22 protein-coding genes are annotated in these 20,755 nt (G+C 53.0%); 18 read left to right on the forward strand and 4 right to left on the reverse strand.

Annotated elements, in window-relative coordinates:
• Window positions 1-378 precede the first annotated feature (378 nt).
• The 16 genes from rpmH (at window position 379) to ETC00_RS00135 (ending at window position 15,317) form a co-directional block, all read left to right on the forward strand.
• The gene (gene rpmH / locus ETC00_RS00060) at window positions 379-513 is read left to right on the forward strand and encodes a 50S ribosomal protein L34 (RefSeq protein ID WP_081656608.1); all 135 of its coding nucleotides are present in this window, start codon (window positions 379-381) and stop codon (window positions 511-513) included.
• 399 nt (window positions 514-912) lie between these two features.
• Window positions 913-1,281: a ribonuclease P protein component gene (gene rnpA, locus ETC00_RS00065; protein WP_171563892.1), complete on the forward strand. Its 369-nt coding sequence runs from the start codon at window positions 913-915 to the stop codon at window positions 1,279-1,281.
• A 7-nt stretch (window positions 1,282-1,288) separates the two neighbouring features.
• Window positions 1,289-1,513, forward strand: a complete 225-nt coding sequence (gene yidD / locus ETC00_RS00070) for a membrane protein insertion efficiency factor YidD (RefSeq protein WP_171563893.1) — start codon at window positions 1,289-1,291, stop codon at window positions 1,511-1,513.
• Between the two features lie 40 nt (window positions 1,514-1,553).
• Entirely contained in the window at window positions 1,554-2,321 is a 768-nt protein-coding gene (gene yidC, locus ETC00_RS00075) for a membrane protein insertase YidC (RefSeq protein WP_171563894.1), read from the forward strand.
• Window positions 2,318-2,947: an RNA-binding cell elongation regulator Jag/EloR gene (gene jag, locus ETC00_RS00080; protein WP_171563895.1), complete on the forward strand. Its 630-nt coding sequence runs from the start codon at window positions 2,318-2,320 to the stop codon at window positions 2,945-2,947. Before yidC ends, jag begins: the two co-directional genes overlap by 4 nt.
• Before the next feature lie 235 nt (window positions 2,948-3,182).
• Entirely contained in the window at window positions 3,183-4,529 is a 1,347-nt protein-coding gene (locus tag ETC00_RS00085) for a helix-turn-helix domain-containing protein (RefSeq protein WP_171563896.1), read from the forward strand.
• A 291-nt stretch (window positions 4,530-4,820) separates the two neighbouring features.
• Window positions 4,821-6,197 carry a tRNA uridine-5-carboxymethylaminomethyl(34) synthesis GTPase MnmE gene (gene mnmE, locus ETC00_RS00090; protein WP_171563897.1) on the forward strand — a complete coding sequence of 459 codons (1,377 nt, stop codon included), beginning with the start codon at window positions 4,821-4,823 and terminating at the stop codon, window positions 6,195-6,197.
• 45 nt (window positions 6,198-6,242) lie between these two features.
• Window positions 6,243-8,138 (forward strand): tRNA uridine-5-carboxymethylaminomethyl(34) synthesis enzyme MnmG, encoded by a 1,896-nt coding sequence (gene mnmG, locus ETC00_RS00095; protein ID WP_171563898.1) that lies wholly within the window; start codon window positions 6,243-6,245, stop codon window positions 8,136-8,138.
• A gap of 12 nt (window positions 8,139-8,150) precedes the next feature.
• Window positions 8,151-8,867: a 16S rRNA (guanine(527)-N(7))-methyltransferase RsmG gene (rsmG, locus tag ETC00_RS00100; protein WP_171563899.1), complete on the forward strand. Its 717-nt coding sequence runs from the start codon at window positions 8,151-8,153 to the stop codon at window positions 8,865-8,867.
• 58 nt (window positions 8,868-8,925) lie between these two features.
• Entirely contained in the window at window positions 8,926-9,156 is a 231-nt protein-coding gene (locus ETC00_RS00105) for a hypothetical protein (RefSeq protein WP_171563900.1), read from the forward strand.
• Window positions 9,157-9,227: 71 nt separating this feature from the next.
• On the forward strand, window positions 9,228-9,773 hold the full coding sequence (locus tag ETC00_RS00110) for an MgtC/SapB family protein (protein ID WP_230077580.1): 546 nt from the start codon (window positions 9,228-9,230) through the stop codon (window positions 9,771-9,773).
• Window positions 9,774-10,365: 592 nt separating this feature from the next.
• Window positions 10,366-11,217, forward strand: coding sequence for a nucleoid occlusion protein (gene noc / locus ETC00_RS00115; RefSeq protein WP_171563901.1), 852 nt, complete (start codon window positions 10,366-10,368; stop codon window positions 11,215-11,217).
• Window positions 11,218-11,472: 255 nt separating this feature from the next.
• Window positions 11,473-12,231, forward strand: coding sequence for a ParA family protein (locus ETC00_RS00120; RefSeq protein WP_171563902.1), 759 nt, complete (start codon window positions 11,473-11,475; stop codon window positions 12,229-12,231).
• Window positions 12,228-13,070 carry a ParB/RepB/Spo0J family partition protein gene (locus tag ETC00_RS00125; protein ID WP_171563903.1) on the forward strand — a complete coding sequence of 281 codons (843 nt, stop codon included), beginning with the start codon at window positions 12,228-12,230 and terminating at the stop codon, window positions 13,068-13,070. Before ETC00_RS00120 ends, ETC00_RS00125 begins: the two co-directional genes overlap by 4 nt.
• An 18-nt stretch (window positions 13,071-13,088) precedes the next feature.
• The gene (locus ETC00_RS00130) at window positions 13,089-14,249 is read left to right on the forward strand and encodes an aminotransferase class V-fold PLP-dependent enzyme (RefSeq protein ID WP_171563904.1); all 1,161 of its coding nucleotides are present in this window, start codon (window positions 13,089-13,091) and stop codon (window positions 14,247-14,249) included.
• A gap of 351 nt (window positions 14,250-14,600) precedes the next feature.
• The gene (locus ETC00_RS00135; RefSeq protein ID WP_171563905.1) at window positions 14,601-15,317 is read left to right on the forward strand and encodes a DUF554 domain-containing protein; all 717 of its coding nucleotides are present in this window, start codon (window positions 14,601-14,603) and stop codon (window positions 15,315-15,317) included.
• A gap of 164 nt (window positions 15,318-15,481) precedes the next feature.
• On the opposite strand, the gene ETC00_RS00140 is transcribed toward ETC00_RS00135, so the two are convergent.
• From ETC00_RS00140 to ETC00_RS00150, 3 genes are read right to left on the reverse strand one after another with little or no spacing between them, the layout of a single operon-like run.
• Entirely contained in the window at window positions 15,482-16,345 is an 864-nt protein-coding gene (locus ETC00_RS00140; protein WP_171563906.1) for an arylamine N-acetyltransferase family protein, read from the reverse strand.
• On the reverse strand, window positions 16,342-16,908 hold the full coding sequence (locus ETC00_RS00145; protein ID WP_171563907.1) for an NADPH-dependent FMN reductase: 567 nt from the start codon (window positions 16,906-16,908) through the stop codon (window positions 16,342-16,344). Before ETC00_RS00145 ends, ETC00_RS00140 begins: the two co-directional genes overlap by 4 nt.
• Before the next feature lie 2 nt (window positions 16,909-16,910).
• Window positions 16,911-17,918 (reverse strand): DMT family transporter, encoded by a 1,008-nt coding sequence (locus ETC00_RS00150; protein WP_230077577.1) that lies wholly within the window; start codon window positions 17,916-17,918, stop codon window positions 16,911-16,913.
• Between the two features lie 100 nt (window positions 17,919-18,018).
• Here ETC00_RS00150 and ETC00_RS00155 point away from each other — a divergent pair, with 100 nt between their 5' ends.
• Both ETC00_RS00155 and ETC00_RS00160 read left to right on the forward strand, forming a co-directional pair.
• Entirely contained in the window at window positions 18,019-18,780 is a 762-nt protein-coding gene (locus ETC00_RS00155) for an ArsR/SmtB family transcription factor (protein WP_171563908.1), read from the forward strand.
• 132 nt (window positions 18,781-18,912) lie between these two features.
• Window positions 18,913-19,812: a diacylglycerol/lipid kinase family protein gene (locus tag ETC00_RS00160; RefSeq protein WP_171563909.1), complete on the forward strand. Its 900-nt coding sequence runs from the start codon at window positions 18,913-18,915 to the stop codon at window positions 19,810-19,812.
• 67 nt (window positions 19,813-19,879) lie between these two features.
• On the opposite strand, the gene yyaC is transcribed toward ETC00_RS00160, so the two are convergent.
• On the reverse strand, window positions 19,880-20,491 hold the full coding sequence (yyaC, locus tag ETC00_RS00165) for a spore protease YyaC (RefSeq protein WP_171563910.1): 612 nt from the start codon (window positions 20,489-20,491) through the stop codon (window positions 19,880-19,882).
• Between the last annotated feature and the right edge of the window lie 264 nt (window positions 20,492-20,755).

Raw genomic sequence — 20,755 nt, forward strand, 5'->3', positions numbered from 1 at the left:
AATCATTCACAACTGAGGAAAGCTGTCCACAAACTTATCCACATGCTGTGGAAAATCTGATTGTCCCAATGGAGTTATACACGTTCCAAAACAAAAACATAATAACAGATAAAAGGCACGGTATCAATGGTTTTTTCGCACTTATCCACAAACACAACCACTGGTATTGGGGACATATTCACACCCCTATATTTTGTGTACAAGCTGTAGATAACCTTGTCGAAATCTGCGAGTGTGGATAAAATGATATCCACAGGACGGGAAATAGTTTTGTGGGGATAATTTCCCTTTTGACGGCGCTGGCCGGTCTGCTTGACTTTTTAGGCAAATCTCTTTATAATGCGAAAGAATGCCTTTTGAGGACGGAGGTGTATAGGAATGAAACCAACGTTTAATCCAAATAATCGCAAACGCAAAAAGGACCACGGGTTCCGCAAGCGTATGAGCACGAAAAACGGCCGTAAGGTCTTGGCAGCCCGTCGTCGTAAAGGTAGAAAAGTGCTTTCCGCATAGGCCACAGCTACAGTGGCCTTTTTTGTATTGTGATGAGTATCAGTCGGGACATCACTTGACCGCAGGACCTGTGTCCGCAACTGGCGCCGATCGGTGCCGCTCCTTGAGAGGAACTGCCCGGAGAGAACGCGCTCGACCGGATCACCGCTGGTATGGCCGAGCGGGAGAGGGTTTTAGGGACGACCGGGAGGAGTACGGACATTGAAACGCGAGAGGGATGGGACCGGCTTTTTTCTTGGGCCTGTCTGGACGATGTATCTGCGCGGGGGCTGGACGCAAAACATCTGTGCGCGCGCGGGAGGATCGGCCGGACGGGGAAAAAAGTGGGCGAAACCAGGATATACTGGTAGATGCTGCATACGTTTTCTACTATAATTATGATGTTAGGGGATGTTTACCTTGCATCGTTCGCATCGGCTCAGAAAAAATGAGCACTTCCAGGCAGTGTTTCAAAAGGGAAACTCGGCGGCAAACAAACAGTTTGTCCTGTATTGTGCCAAACAGGAGGGACAAGCCGTGTTTCGTGCCGGGATTTCCGTCAGCAAAAAAATCGGCAACGCCGTGATCCGGAACCGGGTCAAGCGGTTGATCCGCGAAGCGGTGCGCCGATTGGAAGGCGTCATCCCGCCGGACGTGGATCTGGTCATCATCGCTCGACCCGGCGTGGAAGCGATGACACTGGACGCGATTGAACAATCGCTCCTGCACGTGATGAAACGAGCCAAGGTGATCAGACATACACCCGTACATAACCAAAAAAGAGGGTGAAACGGTAATGGCGCGCTTAATGATATGGCTGATCCGCGGATACCAACTGTTTCTGTCCCCGTTGAAACCGCCTACATGCCGGTTTGCGCCCACCTGCTCGCACTACGCGATCGAGGCCATTCGCCGCTTCGGGGCGTGGAAGGGGGGCTGGTTGGCTCTGCGCCGCCTGTTGAAGTGCCACCCGTTTCATCCGGGCGGATTTGATCCTGTGCCGGATCAACGCCATTCGTAACTACGTGAACAACCGAATCAGGGAAAAGGAGGACCATCCTTTGAGAAGACGCATCCTCAGCATATCCATGCTGGCCCTGCTGGTACTGATTCTGTCGGGCTGCAACCCTCAGGCCGCTGCGCCGATCGGTCCTGACGCCACCGGCATATGGGACAAGTATTTTGTTTGGCCGCTGTCCTGGCTCATCAAAGAGAGTGCAGTGGTACTGGGGGGCAGTTACGGTTTGGGGATTTTGGTGGCCACCATCATCATCCGCCTGCTCGTGCTGCCGCTGATGGTCAAACAGATCAAGAGTTCCAAGAAAATGCAGGAGCTTCAGCCGGAACTGCAAAAAATCCGCGAGAAGTACAAAAACGATCCGCAAAAGGCCCAGCAGGAAACGCTTGTGCTGTTCCAGAAGCACAACGTAAATCCGCTGGCCGGATGTCTGCCGCTGTTGGTGCAGATGCCGATTCTGATTGCGTTTTACCACGCGATTATCCGTACGGAAGAAATCAAGAACCACACCTTCCTGTGGATGTCGCTGGGGGAAAAGGACCCGTACTACATCCTGCCGATCGTGGCGGCGATTACCACGTATCTGCAGTCCAAGATGATGGGATCGGCGGTGCAGAACAATCCGCAGATGCAGCTGATGACCATCATGATGCCGCTGATGATTCTGGCGATCGCCGTGACGTTGCCGTCCGCGCTCTCCCTGTACTGGGTGTACGGCAACCTGTTTACGATTGTGCAGACGTATTTCCTGTATCGCGATACAAACAAAGCGCCCAAAGCGCCGCGTCCTAAGGAGGGAACCTCCAAGTGAAAAAGGTGGTAGCTGCGGCAAAAACCATTGACGATGCTGTGCGTAAGGCCTTGGAAGAACTGGGCGTCACACGCGACAAGGTGAGCGTGCGCGTCCTGGAGGAGCCGAGCAGGGGATTGTTTGGACTGTTCGGTTCGCGGGACGCCAAGGTGGAAGTGGAGGTCAATGTCGATCCGGTGGATCAGGGCCTCGCATTTCTGCAGGATGTGCTGGCCAACATGAACGTGGACGCTCGTGTGGAAACGCGTCCCGGGGAAGACGGCGTCCTGTTTGACATACAGGGGACCAACCTGGGAATCATTATCGGCCGCAGGGGACAGACCTTAGACTCTCTACAGTATCTCGTAAATGTCGTAGCAAACCGCCATGCGGACAAGCACGTCCGCATCATTCTCGATGCTGAAAACTACCGCACGCGCCGCAAGGAAACGCTGGAGCAGCTGGCCGAGCGGGTGGCCAGGAAGGCTGTCGCCACCAAGCGCTCCGTCCGGCTGGAACCGATGTCGGCTGCGGAACGGAAAGTGATTCACTCGTTTTTGCAAAAGCGAGCGGATGTGGTCACCTACAGCGAAGGGGACGAACCCAACCGCTGCATCGTGATCGCGCCTAAAGAAGCCTCCCGGTAGGCTTCTTTTTTTATGCCCGGCAAGTCGCCCGGGTGACAGACGGCATGGTAGCAGCATTGACTTACATTTGTTCGCCGTGACTCCCTTTTCACTTTTTTTGCGTAAAACATTAGAAGACGAAGGATGATAACCGATAAGGAAAGTAGAGAACGTTTCCCGCCAGTAAGTATGGGAGTACACGCTTGTAAGCAATGCATGGGAAAAATTCCTAACGTTTAACTAGGGGGCTTCTGCCATGGGGTTTGGAGACTTTGCAGATGTGCTTCTCAGATACAGGTATCAGGAAAATATCACGGTTGATGAACTGGCGGAACGGGCAGGCGTCAGCAGGAGCGTCCTGTCTCGGATTGAATCCGGGGAAACAAAACGGCCCAGCTTTGCCACCTGGAAAAAGATCGGGAACGCATTACATATTCCCTACGGATTGGTAATCAGTACGTATCTGGATGTAACAGAACGGGCGGAAACATTGAAGTTCCTGCTCCAAGAAGCCATCGCACACAATAACAAAACCGTCATCGAAAAGGCAGCCCAAAAATTGCTGGACACCCCCAAAATGCAAACATTTCTTGCTCTCGACCACCTTTTCCAAACGGCAAATGGTACGGACGATCCTGCCATAAAACTGGTATTGTACGATGTGCTCATTGAATATACCAGAAAGAATGGGATTCCCTATTACTTGGCGAAGGGGCTTTATGAGCGGTACTTACTTGAGCGGGACGAATTCGCTCGCTTGGAAGAAACGTATCAAAGAGGAAAAGAAATGCTGCATTACCTTGAATGGCTTCAGCCGGCAGAGCGGATTGCGGCGTATTTTCGACTGGGCGTACATGCCTACGTTTTGGACCATTATTACGATTGCATTGAATTGTGCAGCAAATGCATTCGGGAAGATCACGAAGACAGCAGGCAAAAAGCCTCCGCTTTGATCGCCATCGTCAATTCATATCTTGACCTGGGTGATCTCGTACTTGCCGAGGTGTACTTGAAAGAGTACGAAAACAGCAAATTTGCGGACTTCCGCAAAAAACATCTTCGGGCTCTGCTTTACGCAAAAAAAGGACAGCACGAAGAAGCGATTGCTCTTTATCAAGAGTGCCTGCAGGAAGCAGAACGCGACGGGCGCATCAACGTTGTCACCGATCTTCTGGACGTCTGCCTGGAGACCGGCAGAAACGACTTGATGAAAGAACTTATCGCTGCTGAAGATCAGTTTTTTCCTGCCGACATCACCTCTCACCCGCAACGGATCAAACAAACAGCCAAGTATCATTTGCAAAAAGGAAAATGTCAGATCTCGATCGGACAGATTACGGAAGGATTCGATACCCTGTTGAAAAGCATCAGCTATTATCGGCAATTAGGCTCCTTCGCGAAGGTGGCCGCCTGTATCGGTCTTTTTATTGAATATCATCGCATGAATGAAAGAAATTTATCATTTGAACATATGGAAATCATTGTGAAAGAGTTGAGTCCATATCGGGGAAGCCAAGCTGTTGAAGTGTTGCAGGCTCAAGCTGCGGAACAACTGTCGGCGGAACCGCACGAACGTACAGATGAAAAGCGGTGTCCAACGTAGAACTCGTATTGGCTGATGTATTACTCTATCCCCTTGCAATAAGAATGCAGATTCTTGTTGTGAGGGTCTTTTTTTTGTTTTCTCGATTTCATGAAGGATGATGCGCCTGTGGATAACGTGCCGGGCAGGAAATCTCGCGTGTAGTACAGAACAGGGGAACGGCATGTCCAGATGTGGATGATTCTTCGAAAAGGGTGAGCAAAGCGTTTCGTGCTTGGATTTTTGCAGGTGGTTCTGCTATGCTAAGAAGTTAGTACTGATTCGTCAGCGGAAAGCTTGAGGTGAAACAGCGTGGAATTTGACACCATCGCAGCGGTTGCGACCCCCATGGGGGAGGGCGGGATTGCGGTGATTCGCGTCAGTGGCCCGGACGCAATCGAAGTTGTGGATAAGATATACCGGGGCAAGCGGAAGTTGTCCACTGTGGACAGCCACACGATTCATTACGGACATCTGTACGATCCACAGACCGGCGAGCGAGTGGAAGAAGTGCTGGTCTCGGTGATGCGTGCACCGCGGACGTTTACGCGGGAGGACGTGGTGGAGGTGAACTGCCACGGCGGGATCGTGTCCGTGGAACGGGTACTGGAGCTGATACTGGACAACGGTGCTCGCCTGGCGGAGCCCGGGGAGTTTACGAAGAGAGCGTTTTTGAACGGACGCATCGATTTGTCCCAGGCCGAAGCGGTGATTGACCTGATCCGCGCCAAGACGGACAAGGCAATGAAAGTAGCGCTCAACCAGGTGGAGGGGAAACTGTCCCAGCTGATTCGCAAGCTGCGGCAAAACCTGATTGAGGCCATGGCCCACATCGAGGTGACACTGGACTACCCGGAGCACGATGTGGAAGAAGTAACGCAGAACTTTTTGCGCGAAAAATGCACAGAGGTCAAACAGGAGATCGGCCGACTGCTGCAGACGGCCCGACAAGGAAAGATCCTGCGCGAGGGGCTGTCCACGGCGATTATCGGCCGGCCCAATGTCGGCAAATCGTCGCTCTTGAACAGCCTGGTGCAGGAGGAAAAGGCGATCGTCACCGACGTGGCGGGCACGACCCGGGACGTCATCGAGGAATACGTGAATGTGCGCGGCGTGCCGCTGCGCTTGATTGATACAGCCGGCATTCGCGAGACGGAGGACATCGTGGAAAAGATCGGCGTGGAAAAGTCGCGGCAACTGCTGCAGCAAGCCGATCTCGTGCTGCTGGTGCTCAATTACAACGAGTCGCTCACGCCTGACGACTACGCCATTTTTGACGCGGCCAAAGGATTCCAGGTGATCGTCATCATCAACAAGGTGGACCTGCCGCAACGCATCGACCTGGATGAAGTGAGACGGCACTTCCCCAATCGGCCGCTCATCCTGACCTCGGCCAGGGAGGAGACAGGCATTGATCAGCTTGAGCAGGCGATTGCCGATCTCTTTTTTAGCGGCCGCGTACAGCAGGACGACCTGACCTACGTGAGCAACGCCCGTCATATTCAACTGCTGCGCCAGGCGGAACAGGCCATTGACGATGCGATCAGCGGCATCGACAACCTGATGCCGATCGATATGGTGCAGATCGACATCAAAAAGGCGTGGGAATTGCTCGGCGAAGTGATCGGAGAGAGTGTGGGCGAAGATTTGATCGACCAGATATTCTCCCAGTTTTGTCTGGGCAAGTGAAAAAACAAGAGAGTGCGCCCATACTGGAGAGTAAGGAGGAAAACCATGAACGCAACCTACGAAGCGGAATCGTATGACGTCATAGTAATTGGTGCGGGTCATGCCGGCTGCGAGGCAGCGTTGGCGGCGGCGCGCATGGGATGCAGCACGCTGCTGTTGACCATTAACCTGGATGCGGTTGCCTTTATGCCGTGCAACCCGTCTGTCGGCGGGCCGGCCAAGGGGCATGTCGTACGCGAAATCGACGCCTTGGGCGGAGAGATGGGCAAAAATACAGACAAAACGCACATTCAGATGCGGATGCTGAACACGGGCAAAGGTCCGGCTGTTCACGCCCTGCGCGCGCAGGCAGACAAATTTGCCTATCAGCATCAGATGAAACACACGATTGAGCAGACTCCCAACCTGGTCCTGCGTCAGGCGATGGTGGATGAGCTGATCGTCAACAACGGCGTCTGCGAAGGGGTGATTACGCAGACGGGAGCCCGCTATTCGGCGAAAGCGGTTGTCCTGACCACCGGAACGTATCTGCGCGGGAAAATCATTCTGGGCGATCTCCAGTACGAAAGCGGTCCAAACAACATGCGGCCGTCGATCCGTCTCGCCTATCATCTGCAGGAATTGGGCTTTGAGATGGTTCGCTTCAAGACCGGGACGCCGCCGCGTGTGCACAAGAGCAGCGTCGACTTCTCCAAGATGGAGATTCAGCCCGGCGACACCGTGCCGCGCGCGTTTTCGTACGAGACCACCGAGTTTATCATGGATCAACTGCCGTGCTGGCTGACCTATACCAATGAAGAAACACACCGGATGATCAACAACAACCTGCATCGCGCGCCGATGTACTCCGGCATCATCGAGGGAACGGGGCCGCGCTATTGTCCGTCCATCGAGGACAAGGTGGTGCGTTTCAGCGACAAGCCGCGGCACCAGGTGTTCCTGGAGCCGGAGGGACGTCACACCGAAGAGATGTACGTGCAGGGGATGTCCACCAGCTTGCCGGAAGACGTGCAGTTGGCCATGCTGCGTTCCATGGCCGGCCTGGAAAATGTAAAAATGATGCGGCCGGGGTACGCCATCGAGTACGACGCGATTGTGCCGACACAGCTGTGGCCGTCGTTGGAAACCAAACTGGTGGAAGGGCTGTTCACAGCCGGTCAGATCAACGGTACGTCCGGCTATGAAGAGGCAGCCGGCCAAGGCTTGATGGCCGGGATTAACGCAGCGCGAAAAGTACAGGGAAAACCGCCGATCATTTTGGGGCGGGAACAGGCGTACATCGGGGTGTTGATCGACGACCTGGTGACCAAAGGAACCAATGAACCGTACCGGCTGCTCACTTCCCGGGCAGAATACCGGCTGCTGCTGCGACACGACAACGCTGACCTGCGCCTGACCGACATCGGTTACGAGATCGGCCTGATCAGCGAAGAGCGCTATCGCAAGTTCTGCCGCAAACGGGAACTGATCGAGAAGGAAAAGGAACGAATCATGAACACCCGCGTCCGTCCGGATATGCCGCACGTGCAGGAAGTGCTGCGCGCGGCCGGTACACCGGAATTGACGGAAGTGACCGATCTGGCCCAACTGCTCCGCCGTCCGGAAATCACCTATCAGCACATCATCCAAATGGTGCCGACTTCGGAACCAGTGCCGGAAGATGTGGCAGAGCAGGTGGAAATCCAAATCAAGTACGACGGCTACATCCGCAAGTCGCTGCAGCAGGTGGAACGGATGAAAAAGATGGAGGAACGCCGTATTCCGGACGACATTGATTACCATCAAATCTCCGGCTTGTCCAAAGAAGCGCAGGAAAAAATGAGCAAAGTCCGTCCGCTGAATATCGGGCAGGCATCCCGCATATCCGGCGTAAACCCGGCAGACATCTCCGTATTGATGATATATCTGGAGCAGTACAATCGCGTGAGAACGGCCGAGTAAGGAGACGAAGGCATGAACAAGGAGCAATTTGCCGAGGCGCTGGCAGCAAAGGGCATCGTGCTGTCCGCCCGCCAGTTGGAGCAGTTTGACGCGTACTACCGCCTGCTGGTGGAGTGGAATGAAAAAATGAACCTGACTGCGATTACCGAAGAAGGACAGGTGTACGTGAAGCATTTTTACGACTCGATTACGCCTGCCTTCTACTTTTCCTTTGATCAGGTGGAGTCTGTGGCAGACATCGGCGGAGGGGCGGGATTTCCCAGCATCCCGTTGAAAATCTGCTTTCCTCATCTCAAGATGACCATCATTGACTCGCTGAACAAACGGATGACCTTTTTGAATCACGTTGCCGCCGAACTTGGTCTGGAAGACGTATATCCGGTCCACGGCCGGGCGGAGGAGCGCGGACAGGAAGCGGCGTATCGGGAGTCGTTTGATCTCGTGGTGGCCCGCGCGGTCGCTCGTCTGAACGTGCTGGCCGAGTATTGCCTGCCGTTCGCCCGCGTCGGCGGTCATTTCATCGCGTTGAAGGGAGCCGATATCTCGCCGGAACTGAACGAGGCGAAAAAGGCAATCAAGACCCTGGGCGGCAAGACGAAAAAAGTAGAGACGTTTCAACTGGTGGAGGAAGCGGGGGAGCGCAACATCGTCATCATTGAAAAACTGGGCGCCACCCCGAAAGGTTATCCGCGCAAGCCGGGCACCCCTGCCAAAAAACCGCTGCTGTAGAAGCAGGCGGCAGCGGGGCGGCTGCGGGATCACCGACGTTATTGGAGACCAGAGGGCTATGGCACAACGCTGTGGCCCTTTTTTGGCAGAGGGGAATGATTGCAAGCTGCCCAAGCGGCAAACGCATGGTGAAGAATCAGCCGAATCGAATCTGTCTGCTGGCAGGCTTGGGAACACCGTTGGGGACACCGGAATCGCCTCCGCCTGTACTGAAAAAAACATGTTTGGCCCAGTGAGCCGCCAGTGCTTTTTTAAAGCGGACAGCCGTTCATTGATAAAAGCCGATTAGTCCGCATACTTTCAAAGAAAGCAGTCTTTTTTCGCAAGAGACGATAGCATGAACGGGAGGTTGAGAGGGAAATGGATACGCTTCATGCAACTTTTTTCCCGCCGGAACTGCCTACGATTTTGCTTCGACTGTTTTTGGCGTTTGTGACCGGAGCCATTATGGGATTGGAACGAGAGCGTTTCATCAGAGGAGCCAATCGGCAGCGGGGAGCAGGATTCCGCACGTACAGTCTCGTCTGCTTCGGTTCATGCCTGTTTGGACTTGCTTCCATCTACGGCTTTTCGAGCAGTGGTGTAAACAACGATCCAGGCCGCGTAGCCGCCCAGGTGGTTACCGGCATGGGCTTTTTGGGCGCAGGGGCGATTATCAAGTTTAACGGTACGGTTAAAGGGCTGACGACGGCGGCGGGCATGTGGGTGGCTTCGGCCATCGGTTTGATGTTCAGTGCCGGCATGTACATCACGGCAATCATTGCGGCATTTTTTGCTTATCTGACGCTTGATTTCCACCGCTTGTTCCCCCATTTGTTCAACTTCCGGAGCCGGCAGGAGCCAGGAGATGACGATTATGAATACGAACATCAGGAACAGGAAGGTAACAAGCAAGACAGTAATTGATGTTTCACGTGAAACACGTTTCCGCAGCAGGAATTAAACGGACCGTGCAGAATAATTAGGAAAGAAGAAGACTGTAAGACAGATACGCATGTGCCACGGCGTCAACGATTTGGTAAAAAATCCGCAGGAAAAGCACTCGACTGCATCACAGAGACGACGTCGACTGTTTTGCTGTTTCAGAAAAAAGATAAACACACGTCACGATGATTTGCCTGGAGCAGTAGATATACGCTTGGCTGATGAAGCATGATCATTCTTGGAAGGACTACTCCAGCAGGTGTTCTTCCTGTTTCAACACGCAAATGCTTCAGTGATGCGCAGCCTGAAACAGCAGGATGAACCATTCACAATAGAAGGATCGACAGCTTTAAAAAGCGACGATCAGACGATCAAAAGTTTTTCTTTCGACCGTATCACCCAACCCAGCAACGTGTGAGCTCGCCAGACCGATACGGGAAGAAAATGTTCCGAAATCCAATAATGATGACGGCTGCGTCGAACGGCTCAGGCGGAAGTTTTGTCAACCAGGGAATCGTCACGTCTTGTTTAGCACAGCGGCTGATGGAACGGTTGGAAGTGGGGGATGCAAACCATGGCAGTTAAAGATTCATTTTCTCGCATTTTCGGGTTGACGGACAAAACAGACAATGAAGAAATACGACAAATACCCGTTGATGAAATCGTACCCAATCCATATCAGCCTCGGACGGTATTTGATGACGAAAAAATCGATGAACTGTGCCAAACCATCCGCACGCATGGATTGATTCAACCGATTGTCGTTCGCTTGCGAAACAACCGATACGAGTTGATCGCTGGGGAGCGGCGTTGGCGTGCGACGAAAAAGCTGGGGATGGAGCGTATTCCGGCAATTATCAAGGATTTTAACGATACCCAGACAGCTTCGATCGCCTTGATTGAAAACCTGCAGCGCGAAGGCTTGACGGCCATTGAAGAAGCCATCGCGTATCAGAAGCTGATTGACCTGCACAACCTGACGCAGGAAAGCCTGGCGCAGCGTTTGGGCAAAGGGCAGTCCACCATCGCCAACAAGCTGCGGCTGCTCCATTTGCCGCAGGAGATTCAGGATGCCCTGCTCACCCGAAAAGTGACGGAGAGACACGCGCGCGCTTTGATTCCGTTGAAGAATGCCGATTTGCAGCGCAAAGTCCTGCAGGAAATTCTGGAGCGGGAATGGAACGTCAAGCAGACGGAGACGCGGGTAAAGCAGCTCCTGGAGGCAGCAGAACAACCCAAACAGGAAAAAGAGGCAAAGCCCAAGTGGAAAGCTTTTTCCCGGGATGCGCGCATCGCTATCAACACGGTGCGTCAGTCCATTGACATGGTGCTGCAGACCGGTCTGGCAGTCGAGACGAATGAAGAGGACCACGAGGAATACTATCAATTTACTATTCGCATTCCCAAACGGATGGAAGGGAAATAGACCTAATAGAGGTACACACGGATTTCCAATGGGGAAAGGACACGATGATCGAATCGTTCCGTAAAGCAGGAACACGGTGGCGGACAACAGCCGCCTTTCTTTTTGGCTCTCGTCCCATTTTGATGATTTGGGAGGACGAAGAGGCACTTCGGGCCCTTGGGTGGAAAAATGTTTCAATTCTAAATTCCAGCGTACGACTCTGGATTAAATCTGGTAACATGGTTAGTAGAATGGTGTAAAAATGAGGTGGAGAAGTTGGGTAAAATCATTGCGGTAGCAAACCAGAAAGGTGGCGTAGGAAAGACGACCACGTCCGTCAACCTCAGCGCTTGTTTGGCTACGTTGGGAAAGAAAGTGCTGCTGGTGGACATTGATCCGCAGGGGAACGCAACCAGCGGGATTGGTGTGAACAAAGCGGATGTGCGCTACTGTATCTACGACGTGCTCATCAATGATGTCAGCCCCGTAGATGCCACGTTGCCCACTGACATCAATGGTCTGATGATCATCCCTGCTACCATTCAATTGGCCGGTGCGGAAATTGAGCTCGTCCCAACCATCTCGCGTGAGGTTCGGTTAAAAAAGGCACTGGAAGTCGTCAAAGACAAATACGATTACGTCATTATCGATTGTCCGCCTTCGCTCGGAATCCTGACGGTGAATTCCCTGACGGCGGCGGATTCGGTGCTGATTCCGATCCAGTGTGAGTACTATGCGCTGGAAGGATTGAGCCAACTGCTGAACACGATCCGCCTGGTTCAGAAACATTTGAACTCTCAGCTGACGATCGAAGGCGTCGTTCTGACCATGCTGGATGCGCGTACCAACCTGGGACTGCAGGTAATTGAAGAAGTGAAGAAGTACTTTCAGGAAAAGGTGTACAAGACGATTATTCCCCGCAATGTGCGCTTGAGTGAAGCGCCGTCGCACGGACAGGCGATTATCACGTATGATCCGCGCTCTCGCGGAGCGGAAGTGTATACCGACTTGGCGAAGGAAGTGGTAGGGGTATGAGCAGGGGCTTAGGGAAAGGTTTGAACGCGTTGATCACGTCCAATCTCATTGAAGAGGGTGAGAGCGTAACGGAGATCGCCGTCGGAGATATTCGTCCCAACCCGTATCAACCACGGAAAGAGTTTGAACCGACAGCGATCGAAGAACTGGCTCAGTCGATCAAGGAACACGGTATCATTCAGCCGCTGATTGTGCGAAAAAGCATCAAAGGCTATGAATTGGTGGCGGGAGAACGGCGATTGCGGGCAGCCAAATCGGTCGGATTGAAAAAAGTGCCCGCCGTGGTCAAGGCGTACTCCGACCAACAGTTGATGGAGATTGCCCTGATCGAAAACCTTCAGCGGGAAGACCTGAATCCGCTCGAAGAAGCGGAAGCGTACGAAAAGCTGATCGCTCATCATTCGTATACGCAGGAACAGTTGGCCCAAAAGATCGGCAAGAGCAGACCGCACGTGGCCAATATGCTGCGCCTGCTGCAGCTGCCCAAAAAGATTCGCGAAATGGTGTCAGCGTCAGAGCTGTCGATGGGACATGCCCGTGCATTGTTGTCCGTGGAAAAGGAAACGGTACAACTCCAGCTTGCCAATGATGTCGTCAAAAAGGGATTGAGTGTGCGGCAGTTGGAGGAAATGGTGAAACAACTGAATGTTTCACGTGAAACACCGAAGAAGAAAAAGCCCAAAAAGGAACCCCAGCTCATGGAACTGGAGGAACGTTTGCGCAGCCGTCTTGGCACATCGGTGAAGATTAAAAAGGGAACCAAACGGGGGAAAATCGAGATCGACTTCTACTCGCAGGAAGACTTGCAGCGCATATTGGACATTTTGTATGTGGAGTAACCCCATAAGGAGGAAGCAATGCGGATCATTTACCTGGACAATGCTGCTTCTACCTGGCCCAAACCGCCCGGGGTAAAGGAAATGATGGCTGAGGTGCTTGATGAGTTTGCGGCCAATCCGGGCAGAGGCGGGCACGCGTTGGCGATGAAGGCGAGCAAGACCGTGTTTCGGACGCGGGTGCAATTGGCTCGGTTGTTTGGGATTCAAAACCCGAATAACCTCTTTTTTTATCTCAATGCGACCCAGGCGCTGAATCAAGCGATCAAAGGGTTTTTGAAAGAAGGGGACCATGTCGTCACATCGTCGATTGAGCACAACTCCGTGCGCCGTCCGCTGGAGTACATGCGTCGGACCAAACAGGTGGAAATAACCTATGTGGAACCGAGAGACGACCAACGGTTTCACGCGGAAGATTTTGATCGGGCGATCACGCCTAAAACGAAACTATTGGTGGTCAGCCACGCTTCCAATTTGACCGGGGTGATTCTGCCGGTCGCCGAATTGGGGGAAGTGGCGAAGCGGCACGGTGTCGTATTGCTTGTGGACGCGTCCCAATCGGCAGGGGTCTTGCCGATCGACGTGGAGCAAATGAACATCGGCATGCTGGCATTCCCCGGACACAAGGGACTTTACGGGCCCCAGGGGACCGGCGGCCTGTACGTTCACGAGTCAATAGATCTGGAGCCGCTGATCCACGGAGGGACAGGCAGTCAATCAGAAGCAATCGAACAGCCGACGACCAGGCCGGACCGCTATGAGAGCGGAACAGTCAACACGACGGGATTGGCTGGTCTGTTGGCCGGAGTGACGTTTGTCATGGAAAAAGGCGTGGAAGCCATTCGTGCACATGAGTGGGAACTGACGAAGCGGACGATATCGGGACTGCAGGAGATTCCGGGAGTGGAATGGTACGGACCGGGCATTGAAACGGAAAGAGTCGGCGTCGTTTCCTTTAACATCGCAGGCGTTGATGCTGCGGAGGCGTCTTTTATCCTGGATCAGCAGTACGGGATTGCGACGCGGGCCGGCTACCACTGCTCGCCGCTGGGACACCAGACCGCAGGAACGGAACAGCGAGGAGCCGTGCGGGTCAGCTTTGGCGTCTTTAATACGGAGGAAGACGTAGACGCGCTGCTGGAAGCGGTCCGCGAGATTGCGTCCGCGTTCAACCCGGCGTAGGCGGAAGAGGCCACGTTGCCTGCTCAGGTGATGACCGGCAGAGTCCCTGGTGAGACAGAGATTCTGACATGATTGCACCGGCAACAACCAGATGGAAATTCCGCGAACGGCATGAAACAGCAAGGAGAGAACGCTTGAGGAGGAACATAAGAAGGCGGCTGTGCCTTCGCGGCAGCGCTTTGCAGGGAAAGGCGAAAGAGGGAATAACGGCAGAGTGAAAACAGCTTTGTACATATGTGCAGAAGAGGCTGTTTCGAATGCCCTGTGTAAAAGCCCCCGGTAAAAGCACCGCGTACAGAAATGGCAAAACGGAGTTCTTCCAAAAGCTGCGATCACAGAGGAGTGGAGAACGTGTTTTTGTTGGGGACACTGGTAAATACGCTTGCCATTGCGGCGGGAGCATTGCTGGGGCGCTTGTTGTCCGGCATCCCGGAATCAATCCGGCAGACGGTGATGCAGGGGATTGCTCTTGCCGTTATCGTGCTGGGAGTGAAAATGAGCCTGGATACGAACAACATTTTGATCATGATTGTCAGCATCGTGCTGGGCTCGATCATCGGAGAACTGATGGGCATCGATAAAAACCTGAATCGCTTGGGCCAATGGCTGGAGAAAAAGATGGGGGGAAACCGACAGGGGACAATCGCTACCGGGTTTGTAACGGCAACGCTGGTGTACTGCATCGGTGCCATGGGCGTGTTGGGTTCGTTGGACAGCGGTTTGCGCAACAACCACGACATTTTGTACACGAAATCTATGCTGGATGGCTTGTCGGCGATCATCTTTTCATCGACATTGGGCATAGGCGTCATCTTCTCCGCGATTCCCGTCTTTCTCTATCAGGGAACGATTGCCCTGTTGGCCACACAAATCAACAGTCTGGTCAGCCCGGCGATGCTGGAGGCCATCCTGGCGGAGGTAACGGCGGTAGGGGGATTGATGATTATCGCGATCGGCATCAACATTTTGGAATTGCGGAAAATCAATGTCGCCAATATGCTGCCTGCACTGGTAATTGCGGCAGTGAGTGTTCCGCTTGTGGAGTGGTTGGACACCTTCTTCAAATAACGTGGACGAATTATTCCTTTGGCCGCAAATAAATGCAGAGTCAATATGTGTGTAGAAAACCGTGCGGGCAATTGCATGGCAACCATGACCACAAATAGAGGACCGTCAGGGAACGAAACATATCCCTGACGGTTTTTTTGCAACGAAACTGGATTGGTCCCCGTTTATTTTTGATTCGCTTTTTTCCATTCCTCATGGTAGTTCCATACCCGATTCCATAGATCGTCACGCTCCAGCTTGCTATAATTGACCAAATGCTCCTGAAACACATCTCCCAGCACTTCCAGCCATTGCGATTTTGTACGGAGTTCGATTTTCTCAATCCCATCGATTCCCCGCTTGTTCCATATACAGCCTCTCAATTCATTACTGCCCGTGGCGTGTCTGTGCCGAACAAGAAACAGCTTATACCAGGGTGACTCCGGCGACGTGCTGTAAAATTCGTGTTTGGGTTTGAACTCTTCCAGGTCCTCCAAGTCATCAGGAGCAAAATCTACACCGACAAACGATGCGTTCGGGTCATGAACAAGCCGCCAACCGCCTTGAACGACGCCGGAGCTCTCAACCTGGTAGCGCAGCGGCCCTTGTTCGTAAGTGCCGATCTGCAGCGGGATTGGTTCATAGGGCATATCGCCCAATCCCACATCGACGATGTATCGCTGTTCTTGTTGCTCTTCATTCGGCAGGCTGACGGTTAACCCGAGGTGAAAGGAATTGATCCGAGGTTCCTGCCCCAGAGGCTGGACGCCGGCTCTATGCCAAAAAACCCGGAAGCCAAGCGAACGAAGAAGCACACTGAATGCGCCGTTCAAGTGAAAGCAATAACCGCTGCGGTTACTCAGCATGAGCCGGACGCACTCATCCAGATCGATCGGAGCCGGTCTGCCGGCGACGATATCAATGGTTTGCCAGGAGATGGATGCCACATGCGCTCTGTGAAGCTGCGTGAGGTAAGACAAGGTTGGCGGCTGTATGTCCTCAATGCCGATTCTTTTCAAGTATGTTTTGATTTCAGCGGGGGTCATCATGATTCCATCATCACTTTCCTAGGTTGTGTGTCGTTTCCCAACTTCCTCACGAGTTCGATAAATTGTTCAACGGCTTGATCAATGCGCTGTAATATCTCCGGATCTCGAGGAGCCCCATCCCGATCAAAGAGGGGGTGACCGTCCCCGATCGAGATCCATTCCGGACTTAGAATACCGTGAAGATTCCGGATGATGCTTTGCAAATGGACAAGTGAACTCACACCGAGACGCCCGCCTGCCGAGCTTACGGTCAATACCGGCTTGCCCGCTACGTGGCTGTTATCCAAATAATCCAGCGCATTCTTCAACGAACCGGAGATGGAACCATGGTATTCGGGAGTTGCCAGGATGAGGCCGTCAGCTTGTTTGACTGATCTGATCATAAAATCTGCTTCCGGGTGAACATCTTCCGCATCGGGGGAAAAGAGCGGCAGCCGCACAACCGCCAGATCGATAAAGGAGACCTGGATGTTTCGGGCTTTCAGAATGGTTTCGATATAACGAAGCACACTTGTACTTGTCGCGTTTTGCCGGTTGCTCCCGGCGATCATGGCAATGTGCATCATTATGACCTCGCTTTGCTTGTTTTTTTCAGCTGCTTTGCTGATGTGCTAGAAACATTCCACGGCATATTCACTCCAATGACCCCTGAGATAATCAGGACAGCGCCGCATAGATGACTCCAAGTAACGCTCTCCTCCAAGATCAACGCACCCGCTCCGATGGCGATAATCGTGGACAAGTGGGAGAATACGCTCATCTTGGCGGCTTCCATCCGGGATAAGACAAAATTGGCCATATAGGCAGTTGCCACTTGAATCAAGCCAAGACAGCTGATCAAGGCGATAAAGACACCGCTGGAAAGAGGAGCGACAAAGGTATCAATCGTTCCTGCCGCAGCATGGATGCCAAGGGATGCAGTCAAAAATGAGACGAATGCGATCCCCACCATAAAAAAACTGATTTCCATAGCACTGAAATGTCTGGTGACCAATCGGGCCAGCACGTTGTACCCGGCTAATGTGACACATGCGAGAACGAGCAAGGCGATGCCGGTGGTCCGCGACCAGTCGCTTGCGCCATTCATGGTATAAATGAACACAATGCCGCTCGCAGACAGAAGAAGAGAGAGCTTCTGCATCAAGGTGGTCGTTTCTTTTAAAAAGACGGAAGCAAATATCATCGTGACGGCTGGCGTCATGGCGCTGATGATGCCGCCTTCCGCAGACGCAGCATGCTGGAGCCCATATGTTTGCAGCACGAAGTAAGCGATTGGGTATAAGGAGGCCAGCAGCAGCAAGGAAAACAGCGGTTTGCCGCGGTAGCCCAGTTTGAAGAATCCAAAGATCGCCGGGACAATCATGACCGCAAAAGCGACGGCGAAACGGTAGGTCAACGTATCGAGAGGAGTAGCGAAGGTCAACGTCAGTTTGACAAGCAGAAACGTTACGCCAATCACCGCCGCATTCAGAATGGCAACGAAATAAGCAAGTTTCAGCTGCCAAATCACCCCCAGGAGTTGCAACGTGATGGTTGCCGGCAGAACATCCCGTGCGTCATAATATGTGACCAAATGGTCACTTTTAATATATGTTACTATATGGTAACATGTCAATGGTTATTGATATGTTTTACCATTGCCTAGTTCGTGGACATCATGGAGGCATTTCCATATGGACGATATATTTAAAGCACTGGCCGATCCCAGCAGGCGAACACTGTTGGACCTGTTGTATGAAAAGGATGGCCGAACATTACATGATCTCTGCACTCATCTGCAGATGTCCCGATTCGGCGTTATGAAGCATCTTCGCATTCTGGAGGAAGCGGGCCTGCTTACTACGTGTAAGGTAGGGCGGGAGAAGTACCACTACTTGAACCCTGTAGCCATTCGCCAAATCTACGACAGGTGGGTAAGCAAGTACGCCGAACCGTGGGTGTCGGGATTAAGCCTGCTAAAAAAAGAGATGGAGAGTGGACCCGCCATGGAACAAAAGCCCAGGCATATTAACCGCATTGCGATCAAAACAAATCCGGAACAGGTCTGGAACGCGCTGACCAATCCTTCGCTGACTTCTCAATATTGGTATAATGGAATGATTAAAGGTGAATTCAAAGCAGGCTGTCCGTATGAGATATGGAATCCCCAAGGGCAGCTGCAGGCAAAAGGGGAGTTTCTTGTCGTGGAGCCGCCCCGTCGGCTGGTGATGACATGGCAACTGCTTGTGCAAGCCGACACCGCGGAGGAGAAGCCATCACGTTTGACTTGGGAGATCGAGCCGCATGCTGAGTTTGCCGGAGTGACATTGGTGACTGTCGTGCACGACGAGTTTGAGGAAGCACCAAATACATCCCGTGTATTGGAAGAGGGATTGCCGATCGTTCTGTCCGGTATGAAAACATTGATCGAGACAGGCAGGTCATTAACTTCCTAATCCAGCTAAAGCCGAGCGGTGTCAGGGTGAATCCCTGATAACATGCTCGGTTTTTGTTTTATGATGATGATGAACGGGATCATATGATAATACAGTCATAAACTCAAGTAACTTCGCGGGGGAGAGGGCAGAATGCTTGGATTCATTGTGAATCCCGTTTCGGGGAACGGCAGGGGAGCAATGGTATGGAAGCAGCTGGAGGAGGAATTGAGGCAGAGGAACGTCGCGTACTTGGTGCGTAAGACGTCCATGGCGGGCGAAGCGAAGCAGCTTGCCGTGGACGTGCTGCAAAACGGAAGCGTAACCGGAATTGTGGCAGTGGGCGGTGACGGAACGGTCAATGAAGTGGTAAACGGAATTCACGAATCGCAGGTTGCCTGTGCGTTTGGCCATATTCCGGCGGGATCGGGGAACGACTTTGCCCGCGGACACAATTTGCCGCGCGATCCGCTCCAGGCGTTGGAGAAGATTTTGCAAGGAAATGTAACCAAAACGATTGATGTGCTCCAGCTCAACGGAATGGTGGCGATAAATTCCGTTGGCGCCGGATTGGACGGTCAGGTGGCAGTAACGGCAAACCGGGCGCGCTATAAACGGTGGCTGAACAAGATCAAGCTGGGAGTCCTGGCTTATTTCCTTGCAGTTGTGCGCGTTCTGCTCACATACAAGCCCTGCTCGGTGACGGTTGTGATCGACGACCGTCAGGAGACGCTGGAAAACGTCTGGCTGATCGCTGTTGCAAACATATCCAGTTACGGTGGAGGGATGCAGATTTGTCCAGATGCGGTTCCGGACGACGGCCGAGCAGACATCTGTGTGGTCAGCCACGCCAGCCGCTGGAGCCTGCTTCGGGCCTTTCCGCTGATTTATACGGGCAAACATGTACATCATCCGGCGGCTCGCTTTTTTCGCGGCGCTACCATCACCATTCAATCGGAACGACCAATGGTGGTGCATGCCGACGGCGAAATGGCGGGCGTTACGCCGATCACCGTGAATGTGGCCAGGCGGCGATTGACCATCTTGTCATAACAGCAAAAAGACTTGTATTCCCCGTAAGGAAACAAGTCTTTTTTTATCAGAATGGTTGAAGCGTTTCTTACTCTTGCAGCGCCGTGCCCAGTTTGTTTTGATCCCCGGAAACAATCAGCGCGGCCTGAAACAGGGCATTGGCGATAATCTCCGCCATGCGCATGACCACGTAGAGCCGGGTGTTTTGCAGGACGAAATACTCCATGAAACCACCGACGTTGACGATGCCGGTAATGTGAAAGGTACCGACCGAGGGCAGGTCCTTTTTTACGCCGGCGCCTGGCTTCAGGGGCCCGTCCGCCACGTTGATATTGCCCACATTGCTAAACTGGCCGAGACAGGCGTCGATGGCGATGAGCAGTGCCTGTGGATGGGTCCGGTTAATTTCATCCAGTTTTTCGCGGAGATTCATGGCGTGCACGGGTTCTTCCAGGGTTCCGTATACGTGCAACAGGTGGTGCGTGCGGGCTTTCAATTTGCTGCCGACCAACGGCCCAAGCGCGTCGCCGGTAGAACGGTCGGTTCCGATGCAGAGGATGACGATGTCGTCGCGTTGCGTTTTCAGGAGGATGCGCTGCGCCAGGTGTTGAGCCAACTGATCTGCGGCGGTTTCATTTCGATACTCGACGGTAAACGGTGGCAAGGAGCTGTCCTTGCGCTGGCTATCAAACAGGTTCATGACTACCCCCAAGTCTCGCGTCGTTCAAGGCCGATAACACCGAATGCGGTTCACACCAAAAGTATTCACAGTATAGTACCGGACGGGTTTTTTTATACCAGCTAATACAAAGGTTGCGGCTGTTTTGAACGCTCTGGATAGTGAAACAACGACAGGCAAAGCGTGATGGGCCTGTTTCATTTCTATGCCTTGACGCATTACCCGCAGAAGCAATTCTTTACAACCGGGGAAACTGGCGCGGTTGTATCCGAACAGGTACAATGG

Origin of the sequence: Brevibacillus sp. MCWH (genome assembly GCF_013096935.1) — a bacterium.
Lineage (GTDB): Bacteria > Bacillota > Bacilli > Brevibacillales > Brevibacillaceae > Brevibacillus > Brevibacillus aydinogluensis.